Genomic DNA, 22,044 nt, shown 5'->3' on the forward strand with positions numbered 1-22,044 from the left:
TGACAGGAAGGTAATAAATACTGTTACTCTCCGCTCGTGACCGATCCGTCAATCGTCGTCCGCCCGCTCGACCGGGTAGTCGTTCTCGTCGTCGACCGACGGTAGATCCCCCGACTCGTGCGTGCCGACTGGCGGGCGGTTGACTTCCGCGGCCGGCGAGGACTCGAGGTCGGTCCCGCCGTCCCGGTCGTCGTCGAGCGTTTCCATCTCGCCGTCTCTTCGCGCTTCTTGATCGATCCGCATCGAACAGAACTCGGCGCCGCACATCGAGCAGAAGCGGGCTTCCTTGTAGTTGTCGCCGGGGAGGGTCTGATCGTGGAACTCGCGGGCGCGGTCGGGGTCCAGCGCGAGGCGGAACTGCTCGCGCCAGTCGAACGCGTAGCGGGCTTCCGAGAGGGCGTCGTCCCAGTCGCGGGCGCCGGGACGGTCGTTCGCCACGTCGCCCGCGTGGGCGGCGATTCGGTACGCCGCGAGGCCGTCGCGGACGTCCTCCTCCTCGGGGAGCCCGAGGTGCTCTTTCGGCGTGACGTAACACAGCATCGCGGCGCCGGCCTGGGCGGCCATCGCGGCGCCGATGGCGCTGGTGATGTGGTCGTAGCCGGGCGCGACGTCGGTCACCAGCGGCCCGAGGACGTAGAACGGCGCGCCGTCGCAGACCGCCTGCTGGCGCTCGACGTTCTCGGCGACCCTGTGCATCGGGACGTGGCCCGGCCCCTCGACCATCACCTGCACGTCGTGCTCCCAGGCGCGGCGAGTGAGTTCCCCCAGCGTATCCAGCTCGGCGTACTGGGCCTCGTCGCAGGCGTCGGCCAGACAGCCGGGTCGGAGGCTGTCCCCGAGGCTGAACGTCACGTCGTATTTGGCGAAGATCCCGCAGAGCTCGTCGTAGACCTGAAAGAGCGGGTTCTGTTCGCCGTGGGCTTCCATCCACGAGGCCATGATCGACCCGCCCCGCGAGACGATCCCCGTCTTCCGGCCGTCGGTCAGCGGCAGGTGCTCGGCGAGAATTCCCGCGTGGATCGTCATGTAGTCGACGCCCTGTCTCGCCTGCTTTTCGATCACCTCGAGCAGCAACCCTTTCGTCACGTCCTCGGGACTGCCCGCCCGTTTGACGGCCTCGTACAGCGGTACCGTCCCGATCGGTACCGGCGAGTGCTCGACGTGCGTCTCGCGAATCGCGTCGAGATTCGCGCCCGTCCCGAGGTCCATCACGGTGTCCGCCCCGTAGTGGACCGCAGTGTGGTGCTTCTCGAGTTCGGTCTCGCGGTCGCTGGTCTCCTCGCTGTTGCCGATGTTCGCGTTGACCTTCGTCGCGAACTCCCGGCCGATGATCATCGGATCGAGCGCGTCGTGGTTCGCATTCGCCGGGATGACGGCTTGCCCCTCGGCGACCTGCGCCCGGACGAACTCCGGGTCGCGGTTCTCGCGTTCGGCGACTCGCTCCATCGCGTCGGTGACCGTCCCCTCGCGGGCGGCCTCGATCTGTGTTCGCGCCATCGATAACTAGGTTGTACTACCGCATTATATATGTCTGGCGCTGCTCGGAAGCGAGCCGAAGAGCGTTCGCTGGACGCGCTAGAGCGGGTCAGCCGAACCGAATTTTGGACGGAAACGGCGGGCTGCGTGGAGGAGAACGGCTGTCGTTGGAAGCGGTCCCGCGAGAACCGCGCTACTCGGCGACCAGGTCCGTTTCGGTGGCGACGGTGAGTATCCGTTCCAGTGCCGGGGATCCGCGGTAGTTCACCGTTTGGCTGTGGACATCGTACCCGACGAAATCCATCGCGGCCAACTTGGGCAGCGTACTGTGGTGGAACAGCCGGACGAGTCGCTCGCGCGATGGAGGTGTGTTCTCCCGCTCGAGCGCGTAGTCGACGAGCGCTTCGACCGACGCGACGTCCGTATCGGTCGTCTGAAAATACCAGAGCACCTGACGGCGGTGTTCGTCGGCGAGCGCCTCGAATAGTGCGTCGACCCGCTCGCTGGACGTACCCTCGTCGTCAGATGGAAACGAACCAGTCACATTCCCAGTTCAACGCTAGCAGGGAAACGCGGTGTCGTTGACGCGTCAATCCCTTTTTATGGAGTGTCGTCGACGTCGGTATCCGAAGCGAGTAACGCCCCCCGGAGGACTTTCTCGTTGGCCCGACGGAGGCGATTCGACAGCGCCTGTCGGGTGATTCCGAGTTCGTCTGTCAGCTCCTCGAGGCTCCCCTCCCGCGGCGTCGCGAAGTACCCCTGCCGGAGTGCCAGCAGGAGCGCCTCTCGCTGCTCGGGCGTGAGGTCGAAACGGTGGCCGCGGTCGGGCGCCTCCGACAACGTGTACGTTCGGTCGACGTGAATGGGCATCTCTCGTTCGAGCACGTCGTCGTGGAACCGGGAGAGCGCATCGTGGTCGTTAAATCGAAGTCGGAACACCCAGTCGTCGTTCCCGCGAGCCTGGAGGATACTCGCTTCGGCCGCGGCGATGGCCTCGATGAGGTCGGTCGGCGAGTCGTTCCACTCGATCCGGTAGAGCCCGCTGCCGTCGAGATCGTCTAGCACGAGCAGTTCCTTCACCGCCGGATCGGTCCGGACGTGCTCCTCGAACGCCGCGTGGTTCTTCCCAGTCACCCAGACGAACGGCATCACCATGTGGCCCGTCGGCACGATCCGCTCGAGTTCGAACTCCATCTCGGACAGCCCCGACAGGACCCGACCGAGCCGAAAGTTCTCGGCGGCGATGGTAAACTCCAGAATGACGCTCATATCACGGTGTTCCGTCGTCGCCGGCTTGAATGTTAATCGTTACGTCGGTAGGAGTGGAGTCCCACGCTCGAGCCCACGGCGATAGCCGAGGGGAGATAACCTGACTTATGGGGGTCGCCGCCCTGCCACCGAGTAGGTGCCACCAGATGTCCGATCTACCGGACGACTTCGACTGCACGATCACTACCTGGGAGTACATCTACGGCCTGTGTCGCGACGTCAGTGATCAGGTCCGCGACGACGATTTCGAACCCGACGTCGTCGTCGCACTCGCCCGCGGCGGCTGGTTCGCGGGCCGGTGTCTCTGTGACTTCCTCGGGCTGGACGACCTGACGAGCCTGAAGATGGAACACTACGTCGGAACCGCGGAGAAGAGCGGCGAGCCCTCGGTTCGCTACCCCATGCCCGAGGGCAGCGTCGAGGGGAAGGACGTCCTCATCATCGACGATATCGCCGACACCGGCGGTTCCATCGAGCGCGCGTACGAGTACGTCACGGACCGCGACGCCGGCGAGGTCCGCACCGCGACGCTGCAACTGCTCGGAACCAGCGAGTATCAGCCCGACTACGTCGGCGAACGCTTAGCGGAGTGGACCTGGATCGTCTACCCGTGGAACTTCATCGAGGACATGGTCGACCTCGTCTCGAGCGTGATGGGCCAGGCCGACCAGGAGTCGTTCACGCAGGAGGAGATCCGCCACTACCTCGCCGAGTTCCACGGCATCGACCGCATCGAGATGGAGATCGCCCAACCCGACCGGGTTCCGGAAGTCCTCGACGAGATGGAACGACGCGACGTCCTCGAGTCGGCCGGGCCGGGCGAGTGGAGACTGGCCGACGGCTGATCGGCCGATCGGATCGCCCGTCGCCGCCGGCGTGTCGTGGCGAGCGGTCGCTCACCGCTCGGTCGTCGGTACTGTTCGAAGAACCCACTAGGAAATCACACCTATATATTGACACGATTCACAGACGACTGAGAGACTTCGAATAGACGGATTTCCCGCACTGGTTTTATGTACACGCGCGCAGACAATATGGCCATGAGTGATTCGTCCCCTGATTCGGGACCAGCGCCCGTTCTCCTGCTGGTCGAGGACAACCCAGGGGATGCCCGACTCGTCCAGGAAGCGTTCAGCGACGAGCGACTCGCGGAGTCGCTCCACGTCGTCACCGAGGGCGAGGACGCCCTCGACTTCGTCTATCAACGCGGCGACTATCCGGACGCGCCGCGCCCGGATCTCGTCCTCCTCGACTGGAATCTGCCCGGGACGAGCGGCGACGAGGTGCTGATGGAACTGAAGGACGACTCGGAACTCGGTCAGATCCCCGTCATCGTTCTGACCGGGTCACAGGCCGAGAGAGACGTCGTCGAAGCGTACGAGTACCACGCGAACGCCTGCATCACCAAATCGGGAACTGCAGACGAGTACATCGACACGCTCCGCTCGTTCGAAACGTTCTGGTTGTCAACCGCGCGGTTGCCGCCGACGAACGGGGCGTAATCCTCGATCGGTGTCCGTCGTCTCTGGACGTCGCTCGCTCGGTCGCCCTCGTCGATCCACTACTCGTTACTCCGCGACCGAATCGGCGTCGGACGCCTCGGTTGGCTCCGCCCTCGAGTCCTCGTCGCTCGACTCGTCGACCAGTGACCCCTTCCACGTCCCGCGCGTGAACCACGCGACGGCGGCGACGGCGCCGACGATATCGCCCACGACGACGCCGGTCCAGATTCCCATCGGCCCCCACTCGGCGACGAACAGTAGGTAGTAGGTCACCGGAACCCGGACGATCCACAGTCCCAGCACGGCGAAGGCCAGCGCCGTCTTCGTGTTGCCGGCGCCGCGGAACGCGCCCAACACGACCTGCATGGCGCCCATGAAGACGAACCCGACGGCGGCGATACGGAGGTAGGTCGAGCCGTAGGCGATCGTCTCGGCTTTCCCCGCGGCGTCGGCGGTGACGAACACCGAGACGAACGGCTCCGGGAAGAGGGCGGCGAGCAGCCCCGCGGCGGCCATGATCCCCGCGATGGCGCCCGCGGCGATCCACGTCGCTTTTCCCGCCCGGTCGGCGTTCCCCGCGCCCAGGTTCTGGCCGACGATCGAGTCCGTCGCCTGGCCCATTCCCATCGCCGGCAGGAAGGCCAGCGAGATCAGCCGGTTGCCCAGTCCGTACGCCGCGACGACCGCCGGCGGGAAGGTGACGACCATCGCCGTCATCGCCACGAGCGCCAGCGCCGTCATCGACTGCTCGAGGGCCGTCGGGACGCCCAGTCGAACGATCTTAGTGACGTACTTCAGGCGCGGCCGGAGGTGGGCCGCCTGGATGTCCGGGCCGACGTCGCCGTAGTACAGCAGGTAGAAGCCGATGACCGTCGCCAGTCCCCGCGAGACGACGGTCGCGACGGCGGCGCCGGCGATCTCGAGGCGGGGCAGCGGCCCGACGCCGAAGATCAACAGCGGGTCGATGACGAGGTTGAGCAGGACGCTGACGACCATCACGCGCATCGGCGCGCGGGCGTTGCCGTACCCGCGCATGAGCGCGGCGAAGACGAAGAAGCCGAACACGAAGGGAACCCCGAGGAAGAAGATCCGCAGGTAGTCGGCGGCCAGCGGGAAGATCGCGGCCTGCGTCTCGGCGTCGGCGGGCAGCGCGGCCAGCATCGGATCCGTCGCGAAATAGCCGACGATGCCGAGGACGACCGCGACCAGCGAGACGAAAGTGATGGTCTGGCCGGCGATCAGCCCGCCCTCGCCGCTCTCGGCGCCGGTGTGCTGGGCGAGCAAGATTGCACCTGCAGTCGTAAAGCCGCCGCCGACAGCGATCACGAGAAAGAGGAGCGGGAAGGCGAGGCTCACCGCGCCGACGGCGTCGGGCGAGAGCGCGCCGAGCCAGAAGGTGTCGCCGACGTTGTAGGTGACCTGCAGCAACTGGATGACCACGAGCGGCCACGCCAGTTTGAACATCGGCCGGACGAGTTTCCCCTCCGTGAGCGAACTCTCGTCCGGTTGCGGACCCGCAACCATACCTCGACAGTGTCGTTCGACTCACTTGACCACTCGTGAGGTGTGGTATCGACGGACGTGTCCGTCCGGCTCGATCGCGCCCGATCGCCTTCGGTTCCGTTGCTGAGTCCCCGCTACGTACGAGTCCCGCTCCGTCCGAGTTCCCTACCGGGCCTCTTCTCCGTCGAAGGCCCGTCTGACCTCGAGCGCGGTCGTCTCGTCGGTGAGGTCGAGACGGCGGGCGATTTCGGTGCCGGGGTCGTCCGGCCGGACGACGCTCGTCGGTGGGCGCCGGTCGCCTCGGCCGCCCCGTTCGTCCCGTTCCCGTCGCGTCTCGGACGCGTCGGGAGCGTTCCCCGCCGCGGCCGTCGCTCCGTCGCGGTCCGACGCCGCCCGATCAGTCCGGGTCGCGTCGGCGTCGGCCGCGCCCCCCTCGCTCGGGTCGGCCTCGAAGCAGGGGCGACAGAAGTCGTTGCTGCCCCACGCGAGCGTGTGAATGGGAACGCCGAGGACGACGATCTGGCGGGCGTATCGGCGGTGAACCCCCTCGTCGGTGATCGTCTCGCAGCGAACGCAGCGTCGCCGTCCCTCCTCGAAGGGACGATCCTCGTACCGGTACTCGAGGCCGAAGGTGTGCGCCGGATACAGCGGCAGGCCGTTCAGGATCCGGAGCACGAACAGGCTGGCGGTGAACAGCCCCACCGAGCACCACATCGCCACGCTCGGCTCGAGGACGAAGATCGGCCCGAGGAGCGCGCTGCCGAGGATCGCGACCGGGAGGAGCAGCCGCACGACTGCGAAGGTCTCGACGTGAACCCGGAGCGCGGCGTCGTCGGGCCGTTCCATCGATCCACCGTTTCGCCGGTGTCGAGTAAACGTTTGTGGCAGTTTCAGCGCCCGACTCAGTCGGCGATCGCCTCGCTCGCCTCCGCCTCCTGCGTGACGTCTTTCACCCAGAGGTCGCCGAACAGTTCGTCCTGCTCGAGGCGGATTCGGCCCCGGTGGGCGAGAAAGAGCAGGGCCAGATACGTCATCACGCGCGTCCCGCCGACCTCGTCGATTTCGGCGTACAGCACCTCCTCGCGGTCGTTCTCGTAGTGGGCCTCGAGTTCGCCCTCGACGTCGTCGATGACGGTCTCGATGTCCTCCTCGTGGGTCGTGTGCGTGACGTCGTCGCTGGTCGGTTCGTCGTCGACCCGGAAGTCGTCGCCCGCGTGGTAGTTCAGCTCCTGGACGCCCCGGTCGTACCCCTGCGGGGAGTCGCTCGTGTCGTAACTGCGCGACTCCTTCCACCAGGAGCCGCGTTCGGCGCTTCGGAGTTCCCGGACCAGTTCGTCGAGGGTCTCGGGCTTCCCGCGGGCGTGCTTGCGCTCGAGCCGCCGTTCCATCTCCTCCTCGAGGTTCTCGACGGGATCGAACCCCGGCGGGTGTCCGCCGCCCGCACTGTCGTCGGCGTCCATCGGCCCCTCGTCCGCGAAGGGGGCCTCCCACGGCGGGAGTTCCTCCTCGTCGGGCTCGTCCGTCGCGAACAGTTCGTCGCTTTTCATCCGAAGGAGGACGCTCGCGTAGAACAGCGCCCGCCCCGAGGTCCGCAGGTCGGCGTCGTCGAGCGCCGAGAGGAACTTGTCCGTGACGCGTACGACGTCGATGTCCCACGGGTCGATCTCGCCGTTCTCGGCGAGCTGGACCAGCAGTTCGACGGGTTCGACCTCTTCCTCGTCGTCGTCCGCATCGCCTTCGGTTCCCTCTTCGTCCGCATCCGGCCCGCTCGAGGCCTCGTCTCCGTCGGCTTCCGAAAACTCGAGCATCGACTCCGCGGCCCCGGGTGATCCGTCCTCATCGCTCGAGTTCGAGTCCGAATCCGATTCTCCCGGCCGCTCGCGGTCTCGCGGTTCGCTCCGCTCACCGCTCGACTGTTCGGAGCCGCCTGTCGGCGGCTCCCTCTCCTCGTGGCCGGCGATGTTCAGGGGGATGTCGTCTCTCCCGCCGTCGGTATAGAACTCGTCGTGATCATCGGACGGATCACTTCGCGACTCCTCGCTCGCGGGGTTGTCGCTCGCGTTTTCCGAGCCGCGTGGCGGCTCGCTACCTCGCGGGTCACTTCGTTCCCCGCTCGGTTGTTCGGAGTCGCTTCGCGACTCCCTAGTCACTCACTGGCACCTCCTCACCACTGGCATCGGCGCCGTCGCTCAGGTCGATCCCGGTGACGGCGCTGACGTTGTCCTGTTGCATCGTGACGCCGATGGCTCGCTCGGAGCGGTCGAGCATCGCCGAGCGGTGGGAGACGACGACGAACTGGGCCTCGTCGGCGAGTTCGTCGACCATCTCGCCGATGCGGTCGGCGTTGACCGCGTCGAGGAAGGCGTCGACCTCGTCTAAGGCGTAGAACGGCGCCGGGTTGTGCCGCTGGATGGCGAAGATGAAGGCCAGCGCGGTCAGGGACTTCTCGCCGCCCGACATCGCGTCGAGCCGCTGAATGGGCTTGTCGCCCGGCTGGGCCTTCATCGTCAGCCCGCCGTCGAACGGATCTTCCTCGTCCTCGAGGTGGAGCGTCCCGGTCCCCTCCGAGAGCTTCTCGAAGATCTCGGTGAACTGCTCGGCGATCTCGTCGTAGGAGTCCATGAACGTCTGCTTCTTCTGGGTCTCGTACTGTTCGATCCGGTCGCGGATCCCCTCGGCTTCCTCGACCAGCGTCGCCTTCGCGTCCTCGAGTTCCTCGAGGTCGCTGCGGACCTCGTCGTACTCGTCGATCGCGAGCATGTTGACCGGCTCCATGGCCTCCATGTCCGCCTGCAGGTACTCGATCATCTCGAGGACGGTCTCGTGGTCGGGCACGTCCTCGGGGTCGTAGTCGCCGACCTCCGATTCGAGGCTCTCGATCTCCCACTCGAGGTCGCTCACGCGGCTGCGGGTCTCCTCGAGTTTGCTCTCGACGGCGTTGACCCGGTCCTGCTGCTGGTCGCGTTTCGTCCGCGCGTCCGAGAGTTCCTCCTTGAGGTCGCTGCGCTCCTCTTTGAGTTCGGCGAGTTCGTCTTCGAGGTCCTCGACGGCCTCGCGCTTCTCCTCGAGGGTCTCCCGCTTGCCCTCGATCGCTTCCTCGTACTCCTCGATCTTGTCCTCGTGTTCGGCCGTCCGGTTCTGGGCCGTCTCGATGTCGTCGTGGAGGTCCTCGATGGCGTCCTCGGCGTACTCCTTCTCGAGGCTCAGTTCGTTGAGCTTGCTATCGATATCGGCGATCTTCTCCTCGCGCTCGTCGATCTCGGCCTCGAGTTCTTCGATCTGGTCGGTGAGTTCGGGGATCTTCGAGTCGGCGAGTTCCCGTTCGAGTTCTTCGATGTCGGCCTCGATCTCCTCGATCGCGGCCGTCTTCTCCTCGATCTCGCCGGAGATTTCGGTCATCCGCTCGTCGACGGATTCGCGCTCGTCCTCGAGTTCTTCGAGGTCGTCCTCGAGGGACTCGATCTCGGCCTCGATCGACTCGCGGCGCTCGTCTAAACTCTCGAGTTCGCTCTCGATCGAGCGCACCTCGTCGGCCGCGTCGGTCTTCCGGTCGCGGGCGTCGTCGAGGCGCTCCTCGACGCCGCGGAGTTCCTCCCGCAGGGACTCGCGTTCCTCCTGTAGTTCGGTGATCTGCTTGGCGACGCGCTCGAGTTGGCCCTCGCCGCCGCCGGTGAAGGAGTAGCGCGACCCGCTACCGGAACCGCCGGTCATCGCGCCGCTCTTCTCGACTAAGTCGCCGTCCAGCGTCACCATGCGGTAGTCGCCCATGTAGGAGCGGGCGGTCTCGAGGTCCTCGACGACGAGCGTGTCGCCGAGCACGTACGAGAAGACGCCGGCGTACTCCTGGTCGAAGTCGACGAGGTTGTACGCGAAGTCGACGACGCCCGGATCGCTCGGCGCGTTGGGCAGTCGCCGCTGGCTCATGTCCGTCAGCGGGAGGAACGTCGCCCGGCCCGCGTTGCGCGATTTGAGGTGGTCGATACACTGCTGGCCGACGACGTCGTCGTCGACGACCACGTTCGCGAGGCGGCCCCCCGCCGCGGTCTCGCAGGCCACGGCGTACTCGCCGGCCACGTTCCCCAGTTGTGCCACGGCGCCGTGGACGCCGCCGATCCCCGCGTTGAGGATCGTCGTCACCGCGCGGCCGAACGAGGAGTCGCCGCTCTCGCCCGCGTTGGCCTCGAGTTCGGCGTACTCCTGTTGTTTCGCCTGAATTTCGTCGTCCAACTCGTCGACGTCCGACTGGAGGCGGCGCTTCTCCCCCTTGAGGTCGTCGACGACGCCCGCGATGTTCTCGCGGTTCGCTTCGGCCTTCTGGAGTTCCCGCTCGAGGTCGCTTCGCTGGCTCTCGATCTCGGGGATCTCCTCGCGTTTCTCCTCGATGGTGGCCTCCTTCTCGTCGATCTCGTTCGATCGACGGCGGGCCTCGTCGAGCAGGCGGTCCTGCTCGCGCTGGCGGTCGTTCCGCTCCGTCTTGGCTTCCTCGAGTTCTTCCTTGCGCTCGGCGAGGTCGGCCTTCAGTTCGTCGAACTCGGTGTCGACGGCCTCGATCTCGGCCTCGAGTTCGTCGCGCTCGGTCTCCCGCTCTTGAATCTCGCTCTTGATCGAGGCCTTCTCGAGTTTGTGATCGCGCATCTCGCTCTCGAGGTCGTCGATCTGCTCCTGCTTGCGGTCGATCTGGACGAACGCCTCGCGGCGGTTCGATTCGGCCTCTTCGATGGCCTCCTCGCTGGCCTCGATCTTGTCCTCGAGGCGCGAAATCTCGCCCTTGATCTCCTCGATCTCGCTTTTGATCCGGAGCTGTTCGTCCTCGCCCTTGCGCTCGATCTCGGCGTTTAAGTCCTCGAGGTCCTCCTGTAAGCGGACGACCGCGCCCTGGCGCTCGTCGAGTTCCCGCTGGAGTTCCTCGAGGTCGTCGGCGAGTTCGTCGGCCTCCTCCTCGGCGCTCGCGAGTTCGTCGCGCTTCTCCTCGAGTTCGCTGGCCTTCTTGTACCCCTCGTACTCCTCCTTCTCGCGGCGCAGTCGGCGGTAGCGCATGGCTTCCCGCCGTTCGTCCGCGAGCTGGTCGAGTCGGTCGCGCTTCTCCTCGATCCGTAACTCGGCTTCGTCGATGCGTTCCTCGACGACCTCGAGTTCCTCGAAGGCGTCCTCCTTCTTCGCGTCGAACTCGGCGACGCCCGCGATCTCGTCGATGATCTTCCGCCGATCGTGGGGCGTCATGTTGATGATCTCCGTGACGTCGCCTTGCATGACGACGTTGTATCCTTCGGGCGTGACGCCCGCCTGCGCGAGGAGATCCTGAATGTCCGAGAGGTTGACCGACCGGTCGTTCAGGTAGTAGTAGGAGTAGTAGTTATCCTCGGTTTCCTTGACCCGCCGGCGAATGCGGATCTCGTCGACGTCGCCGACGTCGTCGCTGCCGGCGGCGTTGACGACCTGCGACCGCGTGAGGGTCTCGTCGGCGTTGTCCAGGATGACCTCGACGGTGGCCTCCCGCGGCCCGGCGGAGGCGTCGCCGTCCTCGTGACCGGGGTTGTAGATGAGATCCGTCAACTTCTCCGCGCGGATCCCGCGGGTGCGGGCCAGTCCGAGCGCGAAGAGGACGGCGTCGATGATGTTCGATTTGCCCGAGCCGTTCGGGCCGGTGATTACGGTAAAATCCTCGTAGAACGGGATCTTCGTCTTGCGACCGAAGCTCTTGAAATTGTCCAGAACGAGTGCCTTGATATACATTCTCTTCTCGAGTCCTCCGTCCTGCAGCGGGAACCGCGCCGACAGGTCGCACCCGGTCGTCGTGACGACCGCGGGGCGTAGTTATGCGACGATAATGTCGTCGGTACCTGAGTCTTCTGTTTCGTCACCGGCCGGCGCGTCGTCCGCGTCGGCGTCGGCCGCGGCCTCGGCCACCTCGTCGGGTTCGGCTTCCCGGGTCTCGTCCTCGGTGACGTCGCCGTCGTCCTCGCCGGCGCGTCGGTCGGGGACGCGGGTCGGCGTCTCGGCATCGAGTTCGGCCTCGAGGACGCGAATGCGCTCCTTGGCCTCGATCAGTTCGTCCGTCAGGCCCTCTACCGTCGACTCGAGTTCCGCAACCGTCGCTTCGAGTTCCTCGACGCGATTTTTCGGCATAGTCACTAGGGGTCGGTCAGACCACATAAACGTACGTCAGACAAGACTAACTATTCTGGCACGTTTTAGTGGGCGCCTCGAGTCGCGGCCGTCCCCGAATCAGTTATCGTCCTCGCGCCACTTGTGTTCGCACTCGGTACAGATGAAGAACCGGGTCTCGGACTCGTCGGCCGAGCGGATCTGTTGCATGTACCAGTGGGCGCGGTCGTTGCCGCACTCGGGACAGTGGGCGTCGGTTTCGGGCAGCGAGGTCTCGCCGGAGGACTCGATGATCTCGCTGGCCTCCTGACTGTCGGTGACGACGTACTCCTTCGCGTCGTCCTTCGGTTTCGTGTAGCCACAGCTGCCACACTCCCAGATGCCGTCGTCGGCTTTCATCATCGAACCGCACTCGTCACAGAATTCCATGTTGTCCGGGCTACAGCGGCCGAGTAACTTAAGCCACCCGTTTACCGTCCCCGGTGCCTCGACCGCTCGAGCATCGGGGTGGCTCTCATCGTTCCCGAACCGTGCCACTTGGCCACGCCCCATCTCAGAACGCCGGAGGGTATTCCGGTATTTATATGCTCGGTCGTGCTACGGTCGGGTATGTTCGGAACGAGCGGTATCAGGGGTGCGGTCGGAGAGGCGGTGACGGCCGAACTGGCGCTGTCCGTCGGTCGCGCGCTCGCCACCGAGGGGTACGAACGCGTCGTGATCGGGCGCGACGTTCGCGAGAGCGGCGCGATGCTGGTCGACGCGCTCTCGGCGGGGGTTCGGGAGTGCGGCGGGGACGTCGTCGAGGTCGGCGTCGCGCCGACGCCGACGGTCGCCCGCGGCGTCGACTGGCTCGAGGCCGACGCGGGCGTGGTGATCACGGCCTCGCACAACCCGGCGACCGACAACGGGATCAAACTCTGGTCGCCCACCGGGCAGGCGTTCGACGCCGACCGGCGGGCGGCGATCACGGACCGCGTCGAGAACGAGCGCTACGACCTCGCGTCGTGGGACGAACTGGGCACCGGCCGATCGCACGACGGCCTCCTCGAGCGCCACGCGGCGGCGATCCGGGACTCCGTCGGCTCGCTCGAGGGCCTCGACGTCGTCGTCGACGTGGGCAACGGCGCCGGCAGCGTCACCGCCGACGCGCTGGTCGAACTCGGCGCGTCGGTGCGGACGCTCAACGCCCAGCAGGACGGCCGCTTCCCCGGTCGTCCCAGCGAACCTAACGCGGAGACGCTGGAGGACCTCCAGCGACTGGTCGGCGCGACGGACGCGGACCTGGGCGTCGCCCACGACGGCGACGGGGACCGGATGGTGGCCGTCGACGAGCGCGGGGAGTTCGTCCCGAAGGACCTCCTGCTCGCGCTGTTCGCCCGCGAGGCGGCGGGCGAGGGGGACCTCGTCGCGGCCCCGCTGAACACGAGCCTCGCGGTCGACGACGCGCTCGCGACCGTCGGCGCCTCGCTGACCCGGACGGCCGTCGGCGACGTCTACGTCGCCGAGCGGGCCACCGATCCCGACGTCGTCTTCGGCGGCGAGCCCAGCGGCGCGTGGATCTGGCCCGACGAGACGCTCTGCCCCGACGGCATGCTGGCGGCCTGCAAACTCACCGCCATGGTCGGCCGCGACGGCCCGCTCGGGGCGCTGGTCGACGACCTCGAGACGTACCCGATCCGGCGGACGGCGATCGAAGTCGACGACAAGCCGGCCGTCATGGATCGCGTCGAGGCGACCGTCCGCGACCGCGGCCTCGAGTTCGACGCGCTCGACGGCGTCCGGATCGAACACGACGGCGGCTGGACGCTCGTCCGTCCCAGCGGCACCGAACCCGTCGTCCGGATCACCGCCGAAGCCCGCGACGACGACCGCGCCGACGAACTGTTCGAAGACGCGCGCGAGATCGTCCTCGAGGCGGTCGAGGGCGCCGACGCGCCGGCCGCCGAATAACGCCGGACGCCCGCACGCTCCGTCTCGAACCGCCTCGTCGAACGACTGCGGTGGCGCGTGCTGAGCGGCGGTGAGCCGACGGCGAACCGTCGCTCGACTGCACGCGAGGGATGAGCGAGGGCGCGCAGGGCCCGAGCGAATCGGCTGGGGAGGGTGTGGCGATTCCCTGTAGCCACGATAGTAGGACGCTTGTTTCCTTCATCCTCTTCTCACAGACACGCGTTCGATACGCACGCCTATCGAACTGGAGTACAAGGGATAGTAATCGAAAGTAACCGTCTTGCTATCGTGGCAACGGGGATTTCCACATCCTCCCCTGCCGATTCGCTCCCTCCCTCCGGTCGTTCGCTCATCCCTCGCGCAATGTCGTCGATCGTTCCTCGCTTCGCTCGGACTCGATCGACAGCGCGCGCCACCACATGCCGGCTTCTCGGACTGGAGCACTCCGTTCTCAGCCGGTCGTTATCGCTCGCCGGCCATCGCGGCGAAGAGCCGTTCCTCGAACTCGTTCTTGCTGATCCCGTCGGAGGGGCCGATCCCGTTCATGTGTTCGACCGAAACCTGGCCGCCGCCCATCCGGGCGTGCCCGCCCGCGTTGGCCATCGGAATGTCGCTGATGGCGTGGCGAAGCGTCTCGCCCATGTGGACCCGGTCGTCCCGGGAGCGCCCCGAGAGGTGGATCGTCCCGTCGTTCTGGCCGTAGACGACGACTGCCGTGACCCCCTCGAGGTGCATCAGTTCGTCCGCGGCTTGCGGGATCGCGTCGGTGTTGGAGATCTGGCCGACGTCACAGACCGCGAAGGGGCCCTCGACGCGCTTCTCGGTGATCGCCGTCGCCTTGATCTGCAGGACGTCGTCGCTGACCTGCGGGTTGGCCACCCGATCCAGCAGGTCCTGGTCGATGCCCGAGAAGAGCGCGGCGCAGGCGTCGAACTCGGCCCGCGAGCAGCCGTTGGTCAGGTGGTTCGTGTCCGACTGGATGCCGTAGAGCAGCCCCGTCGCGAGTTCTTCGGAAATCTCGAGGCCGGTACCGTTGTCGGCGGCCATCGTCGCGCCGAGTTCGTTCAGGTACTCGACGACGATGGTCGACGCGGCGCCGTAGTCGGTGCGGACGTCGGTGAACTCCGTTCCCGCGCCGTTGCCGGGGTGGTGGTCGACGACCGCGATCGGTTCGACGGTCTGGGAGCCCGCGAACCCCCGGGGCGTGTTGTGGTCGACCAGCACCACCGCGTCGGCCGCCAGTTGCGAACTCGACTCGATGGACTCCATCTCCAGATCGAGGACGGTCCGGAACGCGCGGTTCTCCTGGTGGCGGATCTCGCCGGGATACTGTAGCGTCGCCTCGGTCTCGACGGCCTCGGCGATTCTGGCGATCCCCATCGCACAGGACATGGCGTCGGGGTCCGGGTTCGGGTGCATCAACACCGCGATCTCGTCGTAGTTGCTCAGTAGCCGCTGGAGGCGCACGCCGGGTGGCCGGCGGAACCAGCGGACGACCCACCAGCCCCCGACCACGATGGCGACGGTCGCCAGCACGAACAGGGAGAGTATCAACGGGTCGAGGGAGTTCAAAAAGTCCCGGGTCGGCTCGACGACCGCTGCATTCGGCTCGAGGAACGCGTCGCTGATCGAGCTGTCCCGGGCGCTCATACGTCACCATCTAATCGAATCGTGAAGAAATTTCCCCCTCGAGTGACGGTATCGGTTGGGTCGTTGTCAGTACTGCTCGCTATCGGCCGATTACCGCCCCGACGAATCGTCGCGGTAGGCCTCGATCGCCGCTCGGTACCCCTCGCGATAGGTCGGAAACGCGAACTCGTAGCCCAGTTCGCGCAGTTTCTCGTTCGAACAGCGTTTGCTCGTCAGGATGCGGCGTTTGCCCGCTCCCGAGACGTCGTCGTCCGCGAGCCGGTCGGCTTTCGTCTGCTTCGGCGGGTGCTCGACGCCACACTGATCGGCCAGCCAGTCGGCGAACTCCCACTTGTGAGCGGGTTCGTCGTCGGCGACCAGAACCACTTCGTCGCGCGCGAGGTCCTCCTCGAGGAGGTAGCGGACGGCCCCGGCAGCGTCGTCCCGGTGGACCATGTTGAGGAAGCCCTCCGTGACGGGGCCCTCGAGGTAGCGCTCCAGCCGAAAGCGGCCGGGCCCGTAGAGGCCGGCGTAGCGCGCGACGGTGCCCTCGAAGCCGTACTCGGGTGGCGACTCGAGCGCGATCCGTTCGGCCTCGGCGAGCACCTCGGTCTTCGCCGTGGTCGGCTCGATCGGCGTCTCCTCGTCGACCCAGTCGCCGTCGTGGTCGCCGTGGACGCCCGTCGAGGAGGTGTAGACCAGCCGCTCGGGCGCGCCCTCGCGCTCGCCGAACGCCTCGATGGCCGTCCGCAACCCGTCGACGTAGACCTCGCGGGCCGCCTCGGCGCCGCGGCCGCCGCTGCTGGCCGCGAAGACGATGGCGTCGACGTCCGGGACGGCCTCGAGCGACTCGCGGTCGGTGACGTCGGCCCGTACGGCCTCGAAGCCAGCGTCTTCGATCTGTCCAAGACCATCGTCGGATCGCCGGACGCCGACGACGTCGTGGCCGCGCTCGGTCAGTTGGCGGCCCAACTCGAGGCCGACGTGGCCGCAGCCCAGGATTGCGACGTTCATAGCGGTACTCGTGACCGAACGACCATAATTTCGACGTTCTGACCGAATATCAATCGCTGGGTCGACGATCAGGAACCGGACGCGGCCGAGGAATGGTATCTCATACTCGAGCGACGATACCGGTTTGCGTATGGGTACCCATACACCGAGTATGAGCAAGATTATCGCGATCTCGGACGACGCCGACCGGGAACTGAAGCGAGAGAAGGGGGACCGAAGCTTCAGCGAGGTAATCAGGGAGACGCTCGCTGACGGTCGACGGCTCGCTGACGTGACCGGCGAGGGGGTACTCGATCCCGAAACTCAAGAGGCTGTCAAAACAGACGTCGAGGAACTGAGCCGTGGTGCGCTCTCGAGGCTCGACGATGAAGATCAGTGATCTGGAACGAGTACTGAACTAGGGCGCGCCGTCGGCGATCACGTACTGGAGGTGGACGTACTCCTCGAACGACATCGGCGCGCGCTGCTCGAGTTTCTGCTGGATCTCCTTGGCGTCGAGGTCGAGGTCGAGTTCGCCCTCGAGCGCGTCGACGTCGAGGACGGCGGTCGACATCCCGAGCAGGAGGTGTTCGCAGGCGATGGTGACCATCTCGTCGGGGTCGGGTTCGCCCGCCTCGAGCGACTGGATCTGGGCCGCCTCCGGGAGCGTGAGGGCGGGTGACTCGCCCTCGAGGAGCGCGTCGGCGGTCTCGCGGTCGACGTCGGTCCGCTCGGCGACCGCGTCGACGCCGTGCTGGTTCACGACGGCCCGCAGGTCGTCCTCGTACTCGGCGCGGAGGTCGGCGGGCGACTCCGGGACGGTCATCCGTTGCTCGTAGAACATGCGCGGCAAAACGAGCATCACGCTGAAAGGGATTGTTATTATCAGTGCCGGCCGCCAGTGCGGCGTCGGTGGCCTGTTGGGAGGGCGTCGATGGCCCGTTGGCGCGGCCTCGGCGATCCATCGAGAGGACGCCGACGGCCCGTCGCCGCCCGCTCGAGCCACTCCGTTCGGTGCAATTGTTCACCGGAACGTTCAACTGGGAATACTTACATGATCCCGTATGAAAGTTGCCCTGATCGGTGTTGGTCAGGCCGGTGGCAAGATCACTGAACGGCTCGCCCGCTTCGACGCGGAGATGGGCTACGGAGCCGTTCAGGGCGCACTGGCCGTCAACTCCGCCGAACCCGACCTCCGCTCCCTCCAGCACGTCGATACCCAGTTGATCGGCGCCGACCGCGTCAACGGCCACGGCGTCGGCGGCGACAACGAACTCGGCACCGAAGTCATGCAGTCGGACATCCAGCAGGTGCTCGGCTCGCTCGACGGCCGCGTCACCTCGAAAGCCGAGGCCGTCTTCGTCGTCGCGGGGCTTGGCGGCGGGACCGGCAGCGGCGGCGCGCCGGTCCTCGTCCACCACCTCCAGCGGGTCTACGACGTCCCCGTCTACGCGCTCGGCGTCCTGCCGGGGCGCAACGAGGGGACGCTCTACCAGGCCAACGCGGGCCGCTCGCTGAAGACGATCATCCGCGAGGCCGACTCGACGCTGCTGGTCGACAACGACGCCTGGCACGAACAGGGCGAGAGCGTCGAAGGCGCATTCGAGACGATCAACGAGCGGATCGCTCAGCGCGTCGGCCTCCTCTTCGCGTCCGGCGAAGCCGTCGAGGGCGTCGGCGAGAGTAGCGTGACGTCGAAGACGTCACGAACGAGAGGCGGCGCAGCCGCCGCTAGCGTGGTCGACTCGAGCGAGGTCATCAACACCCTGCGGGCGGGCGGCATCGCCGCGCTGGGCTACGCGACCGAACTCGCGAGCGAGGACAGCGCCGAGAACATCAACACCGCGATGAGCGTCTCGCGGCAGGCCCTGCTGACCGGGACCAGTCTCCCGGACGCGACGACCGCCGATTCGGCGCTGCTGGTCGTCGCCGGCGAACCCGAACGGATCCCCCGCAAGGGCGTCGAGCGCGCGCGCCGGTGGCTCGAGGACGAGACCGGCAGCATGGAGGTTCGGGGCGGGGACTTCCCCCTCGAGAGCGATCGACTCGGCGCGCTGGTGTTGCTCGGCGGCGCGGAACGCTCCGATCGAATCCAACAGTTCATGGAACGCGCACGCGAAGCGAAGAAGGCTCAGGAACGCGAGGACCGGTCGTCGGATCCGGCCGAACAGTTCGCCGACGATCGCCTCGAGAATCTCTTTTAGCAGGAACCCGTCTCGAACGAAACGTCGGAAGTGCTTTTTCACTCGGGTTCCGTGACTGTCTCGATGGATGCCAACTGGACCGGTGGCGTCGTCGATCGCTCTGACGACGGTCCACCGACGGACGACGAGTGGCGGCCGGTCGCCGAGAGCGGCCGGTGGACCGAGGCCGCGGATCCCGCGGACCGGATCGCCTACCGGACGACGTTCGGCGATCCGCGCACGAGCGACGACGAGCGCGGATTCCTGAAACTCCATGGCGCGGGCCCGCGAGCCGAACTCTGGCTCAACGGCGACCGGGTGCGGACGCGCGAAGGGAGCTTCGGACCGGTTCGCGCGGCGTTCGACCCCCGACCGGAGAACGAACTGATCGTCGTCCGCGAGCGGCCCGGTTCGGCCGCCCGCGACGAGGCGACCGCCGATCCGTCGACCGATCCATCGTCGGCTGGCGGCACCGCCGTTACGGACGTCGCGGGTGTCGATCTGGACGTTTCGAGCGTCGGTCTAAACCTCGACGTCGAGGGCCGACCACAGACGTTCTGCCGGCGCCTCGAGGCGCGGCCGCGACTGACCGACGACGGCGGCGTCGTCGATATCGAGATGGAGGTCGACGCGGGCAGGGCGGTCGACGACGCGATCACGCTCTCCGTGCGCCCCGAGGGCTTTCGCGGCGGCGCCACGATGCAACGGCTCTCGGTGGAGGCGGCCGCTGGCGAGCGGGTGACGGTCACGGAATCGATCGAGATTCGGGAACCGGCCCTGTGGTGGCCGACCGGATACGGCCCCCGGCACCGGTACGCCGTGCAGGCGAAACTGGGTGGAGATTCGACCGAGACGACGGCCGCTTTCCGGACCGTCGACCGCGACGGCGACGACCTGCTGGTCAACGGGACCCCCGTTCGCTCCCGGGGCTTCGTGCGGCGATCCGGCGGCCCTCCCGTCGTCGACGTCGAACGGGCCGTCGCGGCGAACGCGAACCTCCTTCGCGTCCGCGGGCACGTGCCCTCGGAGTCGTTCTACGCGGCCTGCGACGCGGCCGGCGTCCTCGTCTGGCAGGATCTGCCGTCGACCGGGATCGGTGGCGACCCGGCGGCCGATCGCGTTCGGGACCTCGCGGCCGCACTCGAGGACGCCTACGGCCACCACCCGAGCCTCGCGCTCTACGGCGTCGCCGACGAATCGGCCGCGAGCGGGGCCGCCGATGGCCTCTACGGGAGCGGGATCATGACGAAACTCCGATTCCGGTACCGCACGTGGCGGACGGACGTCGACGGCGAGGCGACCGACGCGGCCGCCGAGGCCGTTCCCGGGGATCGCCCGGTCGTTTCGAGCGTCGGACCGCCGGGGACCGATCCCGACGCGGCCGCGCTCTACCCGGGCTGGCGGTACCTCGCCGCCGACGATATCGAGTGGCTCCTCGAGCGCGATCCCGACCTGGCGCGGATCGTCGCCGCGTTCGGCGCGGGTTCGCTGACCGAGAGCGGGGTCAATCCCGCGGACGTCTCCGGTCTCGACGGGGCAGTCCTCGAGCGACGGCTGGGGGACGACGTCGGCGTCGACGCGTCCCAGACCTATCAGGCGCGGACGCTGAAGGTCGTCGCGGAGGCGCTGCGCCGACGCCAGTCGGCCCTCCTGTCGGCGTCGACGCTGCGCGATACGGACGCCGCCGGCGGCACGGGGGTCCTGACCGTCGACGGCGACGCGAAACCGGCCTACCGCGCGATCGCCGACGCTTTCGAACCCGTACAGGCCGTCCTCGACGGCCCGCCCGCGCCGGGACGCGTCGGGATCACGCTCTGTAACGACACCCACGAGTCACTCGAGGCGACCGTCGCCTGGACTGCCGGCGACGCGACCGGCGAGACGGTCGTCCGCGTCGGGCCGCTCTCGACGGCGGCGGCCGGAACGGCCGACGTTCCCGCCGCCGCCTCCCGGATCGAACTGACCGTCGACGCCGGTGATCGAACGATCTCCAACGAATATCGTTTATAACTGACTGCGTACCCGTGCCACAGTCCAGCACAGTAGGAGGCGGTCCCTGCTAACGGTTTTCAGGGTGCTGGTGACCGGTACATTTAAATTGAAGGCGCCAGTAGGTACGGCTACCAGAACGCCACCGGGGCGCGTATCGCTCGACGATCGATGACAGGAAATCTTATTCACCGAGGTTTCGCAGATCGTGAGCAGGCGCTTTACACGATCGCTCGCCTTCGACAGACGGTCCACACCCTACCGACGGGTGTGAGCCGTCTCGAGGCGAGCCATCGCCGCCCCCGGTGCGGGTATGGCACAGAGGTTTGACTAACACATGGTAGACGAATCGAAGAACATCGAACTGACAGAGGACGACCTCGAGAACAAATCGAAAGGACAGCTCATCAAGATGGCCGGTCAACTGCGGGACCGGCGCAACGAGCTCAACCAGATGGCCTCCGAGCGCGCATCCAAGCGCGACGACCTGAACGCGAAGACGCGCGAGAAGGTCGACGAAGCCCAGGAGCACCGCGAGAAGCGCGACGAGCTCAACGAGCAGGTCCAGGAACACAAGGAGCAGCGCAACGAGCTCAACGCGGAGGCCAACAAGCTGTTCGACAAGGTCGAGAAGCTCAAGTCCGACATGGAACTCGACGAGGGGAAGGACCTCGAGGACCTCGAGGAAGAGATCGAGGAACTCGAGTTCAAACAGCAGACCGAAGTCCTCTCGAGCGAGGAGGAGAAGGAGCTCATCGAGAAGATCGAGTCCAAGCGCGAGGAGTACGAGGAGCGAAAGGGAAAACTCGAGCAGAACGAGGACCTCGAGGAACTCGTCGAGGAAGCCGAGGAAGTCCGATCGGACGCCTCCCAGCACCACCAGAAGGTGACTGAGCTCGCGGACAAGGCCCAGGAACACCACAACCAGATGATCGAGGCCTACCGGGAGGCCGACGACATCCGTGACGAGGCCGACGAGATGCACGAGTCCTTCGTCGAGGCCCAGGAGGCCGCCGACCAGCACCACGAGGACTTCGTGCGCGTCCAGAAGCGCCTCCGCGAACTGGACAAGAAAGAGGAGAAGGAGCGCAAGTCCGAGCGCGACAAGAAGAAAGAGGAGGCCAAGGAGGAGGCCGAAGAAATCTATCAGAAGTTCAAGGAAGGCGAAACCCTCGACACCGAGGACCTGATGAAGCTCCAGAAAACGGGGCTGCTCTAGTTCGATCTCGTCTACCTGCGATTCGCGATCGCTGCGGTTCTCTCGTTTTCGACGCTCGAGCCGCTGGACTCGCGATTCGATCGTAGCGCCGTCGACGACGGCGGGTCGCTGCGATCGCCGAGACGGATCCGCACCGTCACCGCGCGTATCTGTCGTCCGCGGTACATTCTCACCGGCTGTAAACGGTGTGAGTTATTTTGGTTACGGGCGGGTTCGTATCACACGA

At 66.6% G+C, this 22,044-nt stretch carries 19 protein-coding genes; 7 read left to right on the plus strand and 12 right to left on the minus strand.

Annotation, left to right across the window (positions count from 1 at the left end):
- Positions 1-48 precede the first annotated feature (48 nt).
- From thiC to J0X25_RS32420, 3 genes are all read right to left on the minus strand, one after another.
- Complete coding sequence (gene thiC / locus J0X25_RS32410; RefSeq protein ID WP_207288019.1) at positions 49-1,497, minus strand: phosphomethylpyrimidine synthase ThiC; 1,449 nt, start codon at positions 1,495-1,497, stop codon at positions 49-51.
- 172 nt (positions 1,498-1,669) lie between these two features.
- A complete protein-coding gene (locus J0X25_RS32415) occupies positions 1,670-2,020 on the minus strand; it encodes a DUF7344 domain-containing protein (protein WP_207288020.1) in 351 nt (116 codons plus the stop codon).
- Positions 2,021-2,076: 56 nt separating this feature from the next.
- Complete coding sequence (locus J0X25_RS32420) at positions 2,077-2,745, minus strand: helix-turn-helix domain-containing protein (protein ID WP_207288021.1); 669 nt, start codon at positions 2,743-2,745, stop codon at positions 2,077-2,079.
- A 146-nt stretch (positions 2,746-2,891) separates the two neighbouring features.
- On the opposite strand from J0X25_RS32420, the gene J0X25_RS32425 reads away from it, so the two are divergent.
- Both J0X25_RS32425 and J0X25_RS32430 read left to right on the plus strand, forming a co-directional pair.
- The gene (locus tag J0X25_RS32425) at positions 2,892-3,590 is read left to right on the plus strand and encodes a phosphoribosyltransferase (protein ID WP_207288022.1); all 699 of its coding nucleotides are present in this window, start codon (positions 2,892-2,894) and stop codon (positions 3,588-3,590) included.
- Between the two features lie 195 nt (positions 3,591-3,785).
- Positions 3,786-4,247 (plus strand): response regulator, encoded by a 462-nt coding sequence (locus J0X25_RS32430; RefSeq protein WP_207288023.1) that lies wholly within the window; start codon positions 3,786-3,788, stop codon positions 4,245-4,247.
- Between the two features lie 66 nt (positions 4,248-4,313).
- On the opposite strand, the gene J0X25_RS32435 is transcribed toward J0X25_RS32430, so the two are convergent.
- The 6 genes from J0X25_RS32435 to J0X25_RS32460 form a co-directional block, all read right to left on the minus strand.
- Positions 4,314-5,771 (minus strand): MATE family efflux transporter, encoded by a 1,458-nt coding sequence (locus tag J0X25_RS32435; RefSeq protein WP_207288024.1) that lies wholly within the window; start codon positions 5,769-5,771, stop codon positions 4,314-4,316.
- Between the two features lie 144 nt (positions 5,772-5,915).
- The gene (locus tag J0X25_RS32440; protein WP_207288025.1) at positions 5,916-6,596 is read right to left on the minus strand and encodes a DUF8108 domain-containing protein; all 681 of its coding nucleotides are present in this window, start codon (positions 6,594-6,596) and stop codon (positions 5,916-5,918) included.
- 56 nt (positions 6,597-6,652) lie between these two features.
- The gene (locus J0X25_RS32445; protein ID WP_207288026.1) at positions 6,653-7,900 is read right to left on the minus strand and encodes a segregation and condensation protein A; all 1,248 of its coding nucleotides are present in this window, start codon (positions 7,898-7,900) and stop codon (positions 6,653-6,655) included.
- Positions 7,893-11,483: a chromosome segregation protein SMC gene (gene smc, locus J0X25_RS32450; RefSeq protein WP_207288027.1), complete on the minus strand. Its 3,591-nt coding sequence runs from the start codon at positions 11,481-11,483 to the stop codon at positions 7,893-7,895. Before smc ends, J0X25_RS32445 begins: the two co-directional genes overlap by 8 nt.
- Before the next feature lie 81 nt (positions 11,484-11,564).
- Positions 11,565-11,876 (minus strand): DUF7518 family protein, encoded by a 312-nt coding sequence (locus J0X25_RS32455; protein ID WP_207288028.1) that lies wholly within the window; start codon positions 11,874-11,876, stop codon positions 11,565-11,567.
- 99 nt (positions 11,877-11,975) lie between these two features.
- Positions 11,976-12,284 (minus strand): transcription factor S, encoded by a 309-nt coding sequence (locus tag J0X25_RS32460; RefSeq protein ID WP_207288029.1) that lies wholly within the window; start codon positions 12,282-12,284, stop codon positions 11,976-11,978.
- Positions 12,285-12,464: 180 nt separating this feature from the next.
- On the opposite strand from J0X25_RS32460, the gene glmM reads away from it, so the two are divergent.
- The gene (gene glmM / locus J0X25_RS32465; protein ID WP_207288030.1) at positions 12,465-13,805 is read left to right on the plus strand and encodes a phosphoglucosamine mutase; all 1,341 of its coding nucleotides are present in this window, start codon (positions 12,465-12,467) and stop codon (positions 13,803-13,805) included.
- 462 nt (positions 13,806-14,267) lie between these two features.
- Here glmM and J0X25_RS32470 read toward each other — a convergent pair whose 3' ends face one another.
- Positions 14,268-15,455 carry a DHH family phosphoesterase gene (locus J0X25_RS32470; protein ID WP_207288031.1) on the minus strand — a complete coding sequence of 396 codons (1,188 nt, stop codon included), beginning with the start codon at positions 15,453-15,455 and terminating at the stop codon, positions 14,268-14,270.
- A gap of 90 nt (positions 15,456-15,545) precedes the next feature.
- Positions 15,546-16,448 (minus strand): SDR family oxidoreductase, encoded by a 903-nt coding sequence (locus tag J0X25_RS32475; RefSeq protein WP_207288032.1) that lies wholly within the window; start codon positions 16,446-16,448, stop codon positions 15,546-15,548.
- A 151-nt stretch (positions 16,449-16,599) separates the two neighbouring features.
- Between J0X25_RS32475 and J0X25_RS32480 the strand changes: the two genes are divergently transcribed.
- Positions 16,600-16,827 (plus strand): antitoxin VapB family protein, encoded by a 228-nt coding sequence (locus J0X25_RS32480; protein WP_207288033.1) that lies wholly within the window; start codon positions 16,600-16,602, stop codon positions 16,825-16,827.
- Between the two features lie 18 nt (positions 16,828-16,845).
- Here J0X25_RS32480 and J0X25_RS32485 read toward each other — a convergent pair whose 3' ends face one another.
- The gene (locus tag J0X25_RS32485) at positions 16,846-17,271 is read right to left on the minus strand and encodes a DUF5791 family protein (RefSeq protein WP_207288034.1); all 426 of its coding nucleotides are present in this window, start codon (positions 17,269-17,271) and stop codon (positions 16,846-16,848) included.
- Positions 17,272-17,491: 220 nt separating this feature from the next.
- Here J0X25_RS32485 and J0X25_RS32490 point away from each other — a divergent pair, with 220 nt between their 5' ends.
- From J0X25_RS32490 to J0X25_RS32500, 3 genes are all read left to right on the plus strand, one after another.
- On the plus strand, positions 17,492-18,631 hold the full coding sequence (locus tag J0X25_RS32490; protein WP_207288035.1) for a tubulin/FtsZ family protein: 1,140 nt from the start codon (positions 17,492-17,494) through the stop codon (positions 18,629-18,631).
- A 63-nt stretch (positions 18,632-18,694) separates the two neighbouring features.
- Entirely contained in the window at positions 18,695-20,620 is a 1,926-nt protein-coding gene (locus J0X25_RS32495) for a glycoside hydrolase family 2 protein (protein ID WP_207288036.1), read from the plus strand.
- Between the two features lie 316 nt (positions 20,621-20,936).
- Complete coding sequence (locus tag J0X25_RS32500; protein WP_207288037.1) at positions 20,937-21,818, plus strand: coiled-coil protein; 882 nt, start codon at positions 20,937-20,939, stop codon at positions 21,816-21,818.
- Positions 21,819-22,044 lie beyond the last annotated feature (226 nt).

Origin of the sequence: Haloterrigena alkaliphila, from assembly GCF_017352155.2 — an archaeon.
Classification (GTDB): Archaea; Halobacteriota; Halobacteria; order Halobacteriales; family Natrialbaceae; genus Haloterrigena; species Haloterrigena alkaliphila.